This window comes from Rudaea sp., assembly GCF_057139185.1.
Genome location: NZ_DBNHDN010000044.1, coordinates 273144 through 282784 on the forward strand (window position 1 = coordinate 273144; position 9641 = coordinate 282784).

At 65.1% G+C, this 9641-nt stretch carries 13 protein-coding genes; 6 read left to right on the plus strand and 7 right to left on the minus strand.

What is annotated here, in order from left to right; genetic code table 11:
* Positions 1–27 precede the first annotated feature (27 nt).
* The 4 genes from AC16HO_RS15625 to tsaD form a co-directional block, all read right to left on the minus strand.
* Entirely contained in the window at positions 28–870 is an 843-nt protein-coding gene (locus AC16HO_RS15625; RefSeq protein WP_395641304.1) for a DUF6159 family protein, read from the minus strand.
* 82 nt (positions 871–952) lie between these two features.
* A complete protein-coding gene (folK, locus tag AC16HO_RS15630; RefSeq protein WP_395641303.1) occupies positions 953–1438 on the minus strand; it encodes a 2-amino-4-hydroxy-6-hydroxymethyldihydropteridine diphosphokinase in 486 nt (161 codons plus the stop codon).
* Complete coding sequence (gene folB / locus AC16HO_RS15635; protein WP_395641302.1) at positions 1435–1800, minus strand: dihydroneopterin aldolase; 366 nt, start codon at positions 1798–1800, stop codon at positions 1435–1437. The genes folK and folB overlap by 4 nt, the downstream gene beginning before the upstream one ends.
* 50 nt (positions 1801–1850) lie before the next feature.
* Positions 1851–2912 (minus strand): tRNA (adenosine(37)-N6)-threonylcarbamoyltransferase complex transferase subunit TsaD, encoded by a 1062-nt coding sequence (gene tsaD, locus AC16HO_RS15640; protein ID WP_395641301.1) that lies wholly within the window; start codon positions 2910–2912, stop codon positions 1851–1853.
* A 61-nt stretch (positions 2913–2973) separates the two neighbouring features.
* On the opposite strand from tsaD, the gene rpsU reads away from it, so the two are divergent.
* Together rpsU and AC16HO_RS15650 are read left to right on the plus strand one after the other, a co-directional pair.
* A complete protein-coding gene (rpsU, locus tag AC16HO_RS15645; protein WP_018971772.1) occupies positions 2974–3189 on the plus strand; it encodes a 30S ribosomal protein S21 in 216 nt (71 codons plus the stop codon).
* Between the two features lie 145 nt (positions 3190–3334).
* Positions 3335–3787, plus strand: coding sequence for a GatB/YqeY domain-containing protein (locus tag AC16HO_RS15650; protein ID WP_395641300.1), 453 nt, complete (start codon positions 3335–3337; stop codon positions 3785–3787).
* Position 3788: 1 nt separating this feature from the next.
* Here AC16HO_RS15650 and AC16HO_RS15655 read toward each other — a convergent pair whose 3' ends face one another.
* Complete coding sequence (locus AC16HO_RS15655; protein WP_395641299.1) at positions 3789–4475, minus strand: ArsR/SmtB family transcription factor; 687 nt, start codon at positions 4473–4475, stop codon at positions 3789–3791.
* Positions 4476–4579: 104 nt separating this feature from the next.
* On the opposite strand from AC16HO_RS15655, the gene AC16HO_RS15660 reads away from it, so the two are divergent.
* Genes AC16HO_RS15660 through dnaG form a run of 3 tightly spaced genes read left to right on the plus strand, consistent with a single transcriptional unit; the run spans position 4580 to position 7257 of the window.
* Positions 4580–4924 (plus strand): NIPSNAP family protein, encoded by a 345-nt coding sequence (locus AC16HO_RS15660; protein ID WP_395641298.1) that lies wholly within the window; start codon positions 4580–4582, stop codon positions 4922–4924.
* A 13-nt stretch (positions 4925–4937) separates the two neighbouring features.
* Positions 4938–5483 carry an RBBP9/YdeN family alpha/beta hydrolase gene (locus AC16HO_RS15665; protein ID WP_395641297.1) on the plus strand — a complete coding sequence of 182 codons (546 nt, stop codon included), beginning with the start codon at positions 4938–4940 and terminating at the stop codon, positions 5481–5483.
* A 37-nt stretch (positions 5484–5520) separates the two neighbouring features.
* Positions 5521–7257: a DNA primase gene (gene dnaG, locus AC16HO_RS15670; protein WP_395641296.1), complete on the plus strand. Its 1737-nt coding sequence runs from the start codon at positions 5521–5523 to the stop codon at positions 7255–7257.
* Between the two features lie 60 nt (positions 7258–7317).
* On the opposite strand, the gene AC16HO_RS15675 is transcribed toward dnaG, so the two are convergent.
* Both AC16HO_RS15675 and AC16HO_RS15680 read right to left on the minus strand, forming a co-directional pair.
* Complete coding sequence (locus AC16HO_RS15675; RefSeq protein WP_395641295.1) at positions 7318–8616, minus strand: MFS transporter; 1299 nt, start codon at positions 8614–8616, stop codon at positions 7318–7320.
* Positions 8606–9067 carry a YybH family protein gene (locus AC16HO_RS15680; RefSeq protein WP_395641294.1) on the minus strand — a complete coding sequence of 154 codons (462 nt, stop codon included), beginning with the start codon at positions 9065–9067 and terminating at the stop codon, positions 8606–8608. The genes AC16HO_RS15675 and AC16HO_RS15680 overlap by 11 nt, the downstream gene beginning before the upstream one ends.
* Positions 9068–9321: 254 nt before the next feature.
* Here AC16HO_RS15680 and cspE point away from each other — a divergent pair, with 254 nt between their 5' ends.
* On the plus strand, positions 9322–9534 hold the full coding sequence (gene cspE, locus AC16HO_RS15685; RefSeq protein ID WP_484335573.1) for a transcription antiterminator/RNA stability regulator CspE: 213 nt from the start codon (positions 9322–9324) through the stop codon (positions 9532–9534).
* Positions 9535–9641: the final 107 nt, after the last annotated feature.

Consider the following 9641-nt stretch of genomic DNA (forward strand, 5'->3'; position numbering starts at 1 on the left):
TTCTCAGCCACGGGAAATACCGCCGCCCTACTTCGACTGGAACGCATTCGTGATCAGCACGCGGTCGAAACCGGGGCTGGCAGCGCCTTCCTCGGCATAGCGATAGATCGCTGCGGCATAGATGCCCTGCAATGCCGCCTGCACGAGCGCGAGCAACATGACCGCGAACACAAGCAGTGCGATCACGACGCCTATGGCGACGGCCGAATGCGAGCCGGCCGCGGCGATGACGAGCAAACCGCCGAACAGGATCACGACGACACTCAGCAGGCCGAAGACGACACCGATGCCGGCATTGCCGATCAGATTCTCGCCCCAGGTGCGCTTGAGCAATTCGACGCTGCGTTTGACCGCATCGACCGGCCCGAGATCGCTGTTGACGAGGACCGGCACGACGAGAAACGTCGCCAGCGACCAGGCTAGGCCTATCAGCCCGACGACCCAGCGCCCGAGGAAGCCTGCGCGCTCCTGCAACGAGCGCAACACCACGCCGACCGTGGCCGAGATCGCGGCATAGCCGAGTATCGCCGGCAGGCGCGACTTCGCCGCGTTGAACCCGTCGGCCAGGGTCGGCTCGCCGCCACGCAGGCGGATCAACGCCGCGGCGACCAGCGCCGAATTGAAGAAAATGATGATGGAGTATTGCACGAGGTAGAACGCGAACAGCAGGATGATGCGACCCGGCGTGAGATGCCCGCCGAGACTGCGCGTGAATACCCCGGCGAAGGCAGCCGGAACGAGGAAACTTGCCGCCACGATCACGGTGCACAGCACCGAGAGCGCGGGGTAGACGAGCAGCTTCTTGTCTTCCCGCAAAACCGCCGCACTGGCTTTTACCAAGATCCAACTGCGCGAAATCTTTTCGAACATTGCACGGCTCCCCAGGCTGGTCGACGCGGATTATCCCGCATTACCCCCTCTCCGGGTAAAGCACTGTCAATCCCGTTTTCCGCTACAGCTCGACGTGTCGCATCGATTCGTCCGCCGCCGGCCCGTGTTCGGCCCACAACCGTGCCAAGGTTTTGTGCGCGAGCGGATGCACTGCTTCCGGCGCGATGTCGGCCAACGGCTTGAGCACGAACGCATGCTTCAGCTCGGGCCGCGGCAGCGCGAGATGACCCTCCCCCCGCATGACCAGATCGTCATACAACACGATATCGACATCGAGTGTGCGACTGGAGAACCGCGCCACGTCGCGGCGACGGCCGTGGCGATCTTCCAGTGCGTGCAGCCAGTCGTTCAACGCCTGCGGCGAAAGGTCGGTGTCGATCGCAACCGCGAGGTTGAGGAAATCGGGTCCGTCGAAACCGACTGCGGTGCAGCGGTAGACCGGCGAGACGACGATATCGCCGAAGCGCGTGCGCAACTCGGCGAGTGCGGCACGCAGGTGTTTTTCCGGTTCGAGGTTCGAGCCGAGGCTCAGATAAGCCCGGCTCATGCGGCGGGCTTGCTGCCGCGTTCGATCATCACGCCGACCGATTTCGAGCCGCGCACCGCGCCGGGCTTGGCCAGCTTCAGGCGCAGCCACGGCACCTTGAATTCGCGCAGCACGATCTCCGCACAGCGCTCGGCCAGGGTTTCCACCAGCTCGAAATGCGCAGCTTCCACGAAGGCGATCAGGCGCTTGGACACGGCCTTGTAGTCGAGCGTGTCCTCGATGCGGTCGCTCGCGGCGGGCTTGCGGTTGTCGAAGGCCATTTCCAGGTCGAGCGCGACGACCTGGCGGATCCGGCGCTCCCAGTCGTAGATGCCGATGACGGTCTCGATGCGCAGGTCTTCGATGAAAACGGTATCCGTCATAGAAGTCATGCCGGCATGGCCGGCATTTCAGTTGTCCTTGGCCCTGGATTCTATACCGCCGCGAGGCTTTCCAAATCCCAACGTGGCGCGACCTTGATCGCCGCGTCGTCGTGCAATCCCGCGTGCAGGCGCAGCGCGCCGGCAAGCGCGATCATCGCGCCGTTGTCGGTGCAGAACTCCGGCCGCGGGAAATGCACGCGAAAGCCTTCGCGCGCGGCCGCCTCGGCCAGTTGCGCGCGCAGGCGCTGGTTCGCGCCGACGCCGCCGGCGATGACGAGCCGGCGCGCGCCGGTCTGCGCCAGCGCGCGGCGGCATTTGATCGCGAGCGTGTCGACGATCGCCTCCTCGAAGCCGCGCGCGATGTCGGCCTTCACCTCGGGATCGCCCGCATGCGCCTGATACGCGAGCAGCACCTGGGTCTTCAACCCCGAAAAACTGAAGTCCAGACCGGGCCTGTCGGTCATCGGCCGCGAGAATTTGAATCGTCCCGCCGTGCCCGATTCCGCGAGCTTCGCCAAGGCCGGGCCGCCCGGATACGGCAACCCCATGAGCTTGGCCGTCTTGTCGAACGCCTCGCCGGCGGCGTCGTCGAGCGTGTCGCCGAGCAGGCGGTACCGGCCGATGCCACTCACCTCGATCAGCATCGAATGGCCGCCCGAGACGAGCAGGGCCACGTACGGCGGTTGCGGCGGCTCGGCTTCGAGCATCGGCGCGAGCAGGTGTCCTTCCATGTGGTGCACGCCGATCGCCGGGACCTCGAGCGCCCAGGCCAGCGACCGCGCGCAGGCAGCGCCGACCAGCAGCGCGCCGACCAGACCGGGGCCGGCCGTGTAGGCGACGCCGCCGAGATCGCGAGTGGTCATGCCGGCACCGCGCAAGGTCTCGCGGATCAACGGCAGCAGCTTGCGCACGTGGTCGCGGCTGGCCAGCTCGGGCACGACGCCGCCGTAATCGGCATGCATCTTGATCTGGCTGTAGAGCGTGTGCGCGAGCAGACCCTGCGTCACGTCGTAGACGGCGACGCCGGTCTCGTCGCATGAGGTTTCCACGCCAAGCACGGGACAGGCGGCCGAGGTTTCGGGGCGGGGGGTGTTTGCAATCGAATGGGTCATGGCGCTAGAATACACGGCTCACCGCCCGAAGTCGGGCAACCGTACTGTTTTTGGAGTCTGCATGCCTTCCGTCAAAGTTCGCGAAAACGAGCCTTTCGAGTTCGCCCTGCGTCGCTTCAAGCGCACCTGCGAAAAGGCCGGCGTGCTCGCCGAGACCCGCAAGCGCGAGTTCTACGAGAAGCCGACCCAGGAGCGCAAGCGCAAGGCCGCTGCGGCCGTCAAGCGCCATCTGCGCCGCGTGTCGCGCGACGTGACCAAGCGCCGTCGTCTGTACTGATCTGCTGACGTCGCAAGCGTCTTTCAAGGCGGCCGGTCGCGCAAGCGTGCCGGCCGTTTGTTTTTGCGTTGTTCATGCGTCCGCCCACCGAACGCGAAGATCACGAGGCGGCCGTCGCTGCCCGCACTTTTCACAAAGAGCTGTCATGACTCTCAAAGCCCAACTCACCGAAGACATGAAAGCCGCGATGAAGTCCGGCGACCGCACGCGCCTGGAAGTCATCCGCCTGATCAACGCGGCGATCAAGCAGCGCGAGGTCGACGAGCGCATCGTGCTTGACGACGCGGCTGTGCTGGCCGTGCTGGAGAAGATGCTCAAGCAGCGCCGCGACTCGATCACCCAGTTCGAAGCGGCCGCGCGCCATGATCTCGCCGACAAGGAAAAATTCGAGGTCGGCGTGATCCAGCACTACCTGCCAGCACAGCTCAGTGCCGGGGAAGTCGATGCCGTCATCGCCGCTGCCATCGCCGAATCGGGTGCCGTCGGCGCCAGGGACATGGGCAAGGTCATGGGGCTGGTCAAGCCGAACGTCGCAGGCCGCACCGACATGGGCAAACTGTCGGAGCGGGTCAAGGCCAAGCTCGCGACCCTCGGCTGAGTCAGCCGGCCAGGCGAAACTGCCGGCGCAGTTCGAACTCACCCTGCGCCGTGAACAGCACCGCGCGCGAGCGGCGCACGCGCCGTGCCCAGCCCAAGGCAAAAAACCGGTCCAGCAGCGCCGCGCCCAGCGCTCCGGCGAGATGATGGCGGCGCGCGCTCCAATCGAGGCAGGTGCGGCACAGCGGGCGCTTTTGTGCGGACAGTGCGTCCACGTCAATGCCGAAGTCGCGAAAAAAAAGGATGCCGCGCGCGTTGAGCTGCAAGCCGTGTTGCGGCTCGACGAAGCAGCGTGGCGCAACCCGTTCGAACAACTCCACGGCAATCTCGCCGGCCAGATGGTCGTAGCAGACTCGCGCGCGGCGCAATACCGGGTCGCGCGGACCGAATCGCGGCGGCAACGGCGCGGCCAATCGCGTCGATAGGTCGAACAGACTTTCCAGAAGTTGCGCCACCGCGCCATCGGCGAGCCGAAAATAACGATGCCGTCCCTGTGCCTCGACGGCAAGCAGCCGTGCCTCGCACAACCGGCGCAGATGCGAACTCGCGGTCTGCTTGGTGACGCCACCGGCATTTGCCAGCTCCGTCGCGGTGAGCGCCTGGCCGCCCATCAAGGCCATCAGCAATTTCGCGCGCGCCGGTTCGCCGATCAACGCGGCGATGGCGGCGATGTCGGGTTCTTCGCTCATGCGGTGATGCTGCCACAAGACGCACCGCCATGGTTCGACGCGCATCGAACCTTTTCCGATTCAGCGACGCTACGGTATTCCCACACCGATCAGGGAAACCCCGCATGAGCATCACCTGTTTCATCCGCTACCAGATCGATCCGTTCCAGCGCGCGGCGTTCGCCGAATATGCCGAGAAATGGTCCGTGATCATTCCGCGCTGCGGAGGCGATCTGGTCGGGTATTTCGCGCCGTGTGAAGGCAGCAACGATATCGGCTGGGGGTTGATCTCGTGCGAAACCCTGGCCGCTTACGAGGCATATCGTGCGCGCCTGCGCACCGATCCCGACGCGCGCGGGAATTTCCTGTCGGCCAACGAACGCCGCTTCATCCTGCGCGAGGAGCGCACGTTCCTGGAGAACATCGACGCCACCCTGCACCGACCGGCGCTGAAAGCCGTGCGGAAATAGCTCGGCCACGGCGGTGGACGGTTTTCCGACGGACGCGAAAATTCTGTTGCTGCCGGGCTGCGGCAACTCGGGACCGAGGCATTGGCAAAGCCGGTGGCAAGCGAAAAACCCCGCATTCCGGCGCGCCATGCAGGACGACTGGATGAACCCGGTCTGCGTGGAATGGCAAGCGCGCCTCGAGGAGGTCGTCGCCCGAACCGGGCTGGAAACCGTTCTGGTTGCGCACAGTCTCGGCTGTCTTCTCGTCGCGCACTGGGCTGCGACCACGCGCCTGCACATCAAGGCTGCGCTGCTGGTTGCCGTGCCCGATCCGGCAAGTCCGAAATTTCCCCGCGTGGCGCACGGTTTCGCAGAACCGCCGATGCGGCCGTTGCCGTTCCGCAGCCTCGTTGTTGCCAGCCGCGACGATCCCTACACCCACCCCGAACAGGCGCGCCGCTGCGCGGATGCCTGGGGGGCCGGATTCGTCGATATCGGGCCGGCCGGGCATATCAATGCCGACAGCGCCCTGGGCGCCTGGGACGAAGGCCTTTCGTTGCTGCGGTGCTTGTGCGAATGAAGTTGCCGGTGGCCCGCGCAGGCTAAAATGGCGGCCCATGCCCGGCCGCATCCCCGCCCAATTCATCGACGAACTGCTTGCCCGCGTCGACATCGTCGAGGTGATCGAGCAGCGCGTGCCACTGCGCAAGCAGGGGCGCGACTGGAGCGCGCGCTGCCCGTTCCACGATGAGCGTTCGCCGTCGTTCACGGTAAGTCCGGCCAAGCAGTTCTACCACTGCTTCGGCTGTGGCGCGCACGGCAGCGCGATCGGCTTCCTGATGAACTACGACCGTATGGAATTCCCCGATGCGGTCGAGGACCTCGCCGCGCGCGTCGGCCTCAAGGTGCCGTACGAGGGTGGCGGCAAGCGCGAAGTCGACGATTCGACCGATCTGTACAGCCTGCTCGATGCGGCGGCGAAGTTCTACCAGCGCGAGCTGGCGAAGAGCGGCAAGGCGCATGCCTATTTCGATGCGCGCGGACTCGACGCCGCAACGATCGAGCGCTTCGGACTCGGCTATGCGCCCGATCAGCGGGACGCGCTGACGCGCGCGCTGGGCACGTCGCCACAACGAACGGCGCTGCTGGAAAAAGCAGGCCTGATCAAGAGCGGTGAGCGCGGCAAGTACGAGTATTTCCGCAACCGCGTGATGTTCCCGATCGCCGACCGACGCGGACGCACGATCGCGTTCGGTGGAAGAATTCTCGAAAAGACCGAAGACTCCGGCCCGAAATACCTGAACTCGCCCGAGACCACGCTGTTCCACAAGGGCCAGCAGTTGTTCGCGCTCTGGCAGGTGCGTCAGGCGCACGCGAAGATCCCGCGCCTGATCGTGGTCGAGGGCTACATGGACGTGATCGCGCTGTTCCAGCATGGCATCACCCAGGCCGTGGCGACGCTCGGCACGGCGACCACGAGCGATCATGCCGAACTGTTGTTCCGCAATTGCGCCGATGTGTATTTCTGCTTCGACGGCGACCGTGCCGGCCGCAGCGCGGCGTGGAAGGCGGTCGAGTCGGTGCTGCCGCGCATGCGCGACGGACGTCAGGCGTTTTTCCTGTTTCTGCCCGAGGGCGAGGATCCGGATTCGCTGGTGCGCAGCGAAGGACAGAACGGTTTCGAGGAAAGACTGAAAGCGGCGACGCCGTTGTCCGAATTCTTCTTCGCCCATTTGAGCGGCGACGTGAACCTGGCCAGCCTCGACGGCAAGGCGCGCCTCGCCGAACGCACGCGACCGCTGGTCACGCAGGTGCCCGATGGTGCATTCCGCGATCTGATGTTGGCAGAACTCGATCGGCGCGCGAACGTGAGCCTTCGTCTCGATGCGCCGGCCAGCGACGTGCCGCGCAAATCTGCACGCCCGCAGGAACGCTCGCTGCTGCGCACCGCTGTCGCGTTGCTGTTGCAGAATCCCGGCTTCGCGACGACGATCGAACCGCCGCACACGTTCTCGGCGCTGCGCCAGCCCGGCGTCGCGCTGCTCATCGAACTGATCGCGCTGTGCCGCGAACGGCCGGAGATATCGACGGCCGCGATCGTCGATCACTACGCCGAACGCGACGAAGGCCGTGCGCTGCAGAAACTCGCGGTGATGGAATTCCCTGGCGGCGAGGACGCATGGCGCGCCGAGTTCACCGCCGCACTCAAACAACTCGACAGGCAGACGCAGATCCAGCGCCGCGATGATCTCGATGCACGCGTGCGTAGCGACGGGTTGGCCAGTCTCAGCGTCGAGGAGAAGGACGAGCTGCGCGGACTCAAGCTTGCCGTGGCGGCCGCACCACCGCGCTGAAACCTGCCTGCCCGTCAATCCCGGGGAAACGGGAGCGCAGTAGATTGTTCCGGGGTTCCGTCAGTCGTGGACCTGCCCCGGCCGGATCGCAAGCAGGGCAAACAGGGTCAACAACGCCGCGCCGGCCAGATACCAGCCCACGGCGGTGATGCCGTAGTCGCGCGCCAGCGAGGTGGCGAAATATGGCGCGAGCGAAGCGCCAAGGATGCCGGCGAGATTGAACGCGAGCGAAGCGCCGGTATAGCGCACCGCGGTCGGGAACAACTCCGCCATCGCCGTGCCCAGCGGGCCGTAGGTCAGACCCATCAGGAACAGGCCGAGGGCGAGGAAGACGAGCACGAGCAACGGTTGATCCTTGGCGAACATCGACCCGAACAACAACCCGAAAGCCAGGATCGCGACGGTTGCCACGATCAGCATCGCACGGCGCCCGTACCTGTCAGCGGAGACGGCCGACAACGGGATCGCCACGGCGAACGCGAGCATGGCGAGAATCTGCATGATCAAAAACTCGCCGCGCGGATAGGCCAGCGGCCCCGTGCCCCAGCTCAGCGAGAATACCGTCATCAGGTAGAACAGGACGAAGGTCGCCAGGCAGACGAAGGTCGCGATCACGAGAATCAACGCATGCCGCGAAAGCACCGCGCCGATCGGCACGGCAACGCGCTCGTTGCGGTCGATCGCGCGCAGGAACGCCGGCGTCTCATGCAGTTTCAGGCGCACGTACAGGCCGACGATCACGAGCAGGGAGGACAGCAGGAACGGCACGCGCCAGCCCCAGGCGAAAAATTGCGCGTCGTTCATCGCATCGGTCAGAACGAGGAAAATGCCGGCCGAGCAGATGAAACCGATCGGCGCGCCGAGCTGCGGAAACATGCCGTACCAGGCGCGCTTCCCCGGCGGCGCGTTCTCGGTCGCGAGCAGCACCGCACCGCCCCATTCGCCGCCGAGGCCGAGGCCCTGGCCGAAGCGGCAGAGCACGAGCAGCAGCGGCGCGGCGACACCGATCGATCCGTAGGTCGGCAACAGACCGATGATCACGGTCGACAGGCCCATCGTCAGCAACGCGGCGACGAGCGTGGCCTTGCGTCCGATGCGGTCGCCGAAGTGGCCGAACACCGCCGAACCGACCGGACGCGCAAAGAAGGCGACGGCAAATGTCGCAAACGACTGCAACTGCGCCGAGGTCGCGTCGCCGGCCGGAAAGAACAGCTTCGGGAAAACCAGCACGGCTGCCGTGGCGAAGATGTAGAAATCGAAGAATTCGATCGTCGTGCCGATCAGGCTCGCGAACAGCACGCGCCATTTTGAATTCACCGCGACTTCGCCGCTTTCGACCACCGTCGCACTACTTGCCATCGCCACAAACCTCGCTGCCCTTGTCGAACACGATGCGCCACGCGCCGGACGGCTGGCGCTGCCAGATCGAGTTGAATGTGGCGATGATCTTGCCGTCGGGGCTGCGCACCGGCCCGGTACTCAGCGCAAGCTGGCCCGAATCGAGCACCTCGACCTGCGCCGGCTCCCACGAAAACGGCGCGGCCGGTTTCTCAAAATACCGTTTCCAGCCGGCCGCCACCTCAGCCTTGCCGCGCTGCGGTTGCTTGCCGCCGAAAAAGATCGCGTCCTCGGCAAGAAATGCTGCAAACGCCGCATGATTGCGGTCGGCCATCGTCTTCGCGAACGCCCGTTCGGCCGCCTCGACCTCGCGCCGCGCTTGCTCGTGCGGAACGTTCGGCGCCATGCCCGCGCAACCGGCGAGCAGGAGCACGGCACCCGCAATGGCCCCTATCGATCCGGACAATTTCATGGCTCCCCTCCTCATTTTCGGCGATTGTGACAGGTCGGGCACGGTCTGCGCAGCGCCGTTGGTGGATTTTCGCGGGCTTTACCTGTATCGTGCGCGCACTGCGCTTGCTCTAGGTCACTGTGCACCGTGGCCGTTGGGTCGATCCAACGAACTGCTTCACGTTTCGCCCGTGTTTTCCTTTGCAATCACAGTCTCGGCTTCGGGTCTCCCGACGTCGCGATTTTTCTTTCACTCATCATTGCAAGGAGTTAGACATGGCTGACCGTCAGACCGGCACCGTGAAATGGTTCAACGACGCCAAGGGCTTCGGCTTCATCACGCCTGAAAACGGCGGCGCCGATCTGTTCGTGCACTTCCGTTCGATCCAGGGCAGCGGCTTCAAGTCGTTGCAGGAAGGCCAGAAGGTGTCGTTCAAGGTCGCGCAGGGCCAGAAGGGCCTGCAGGCCGAAGAAGTCCAGGCCGAGTAAGCCCGGGCGACATCGCCGCATCAGCGGTAACGAAAACCCCGCGCGGAAACGTGCGGGGTTTTTGTTTGTGGGGATTTGCGCGGACCGCATGCGGGTTGCTTTTCCCT

What these genes read in the sequence shown, in the direction of transcription:
- AC16HO_RS15625 (WP_395641304.1), bottom strand. Translation starts at nt 870, where the DNA reads ATGTTCGAAAAGATTTCGCGCAGTTGGATCTTGGTAAAAGCCAGTGCG.
- folK (WP_395641303.1), bottom strand. Translation starts at nt 1,438, where the DNA reads ATGAGCCGGGCTTATCTGAGCCTCGGCTCGAACCTCGAACCGGAAAAA.
- folB (WP_395641302.1), bottom strand. Translation starts at nt 1,800, where the DNA reads ATGACGGATACCGTTTTCATCGAAGACCTGCGCATCGAGACCGTCATC.
- tsaD (WP_395641301.1), bottom strand. Translation starts at nt 2,912, where the DNA reads ATGACCCATTCGATTGCAAACACCCCCCGCCCCGAAACCTCGGCCGCC.
- rpsU (WP_018971772.1), top strand. Translation starts at nt 2,974, where the DNA reads ATGCCTTCCGTCAAAGTTCGCGAAAACGAGCCTTTCGAGTTCGCCCTG.
- AC16HO_RS15650 (WP_395641300.1), top strand. Translation starts at nt 3,335, where the DNA reads ATGACTCTCAAAGCCCAACTCACCGAAGACATGAAAGCCGCGATGAAG.
- AC16HO_RS15655 (WP_395641299.1), bottom strand. Translation starts at nt 4,475, where the DNA reads ATGAGCGAAGAACCCGACATCGCCGCCATCGCCGCGTTGATCGGCGAA.
- AC16HO_RS15660 (WP_395641298.1), top strand. Translation starts at nt 4,580, where the DNA reads ATGAGCATCACCTGTTTCATCCGCTACCAGATCGATCCGTTCCAGCGC.
- dnaG (WP_395641296.1), top strand. Translation starts at nt 5,521, where the DNA reads ATGCCCGGCCGCATCCCCGCCCAATTCATCGACGAACTGCTTGCCCGC.
- AC16HO_RS15675 (WP_395641295.1), bottom strand. Translation starts at nt 8,616, where the DNA reads ATGGCAAGTAGTGCGACGGTGGTCGAAAGCGGCGAAGTCGCGGTGAAT.
- AC16HO_RS15680 (WP_395641294.1), bottom strand. Translation starts at nt 9,067, where the DNA reads ATGAAATTGTCCGGATCGATAGGGGCCATTGCGGGTGCCGTGCTCCTG.
- cspE (WP_484335573.1), top strand. Translation starts at nt 9,322, where the DNA reads ATGGCTGACCGTCAGACCGGCACCGTGAAATGGTTCAACGACGCCAAG.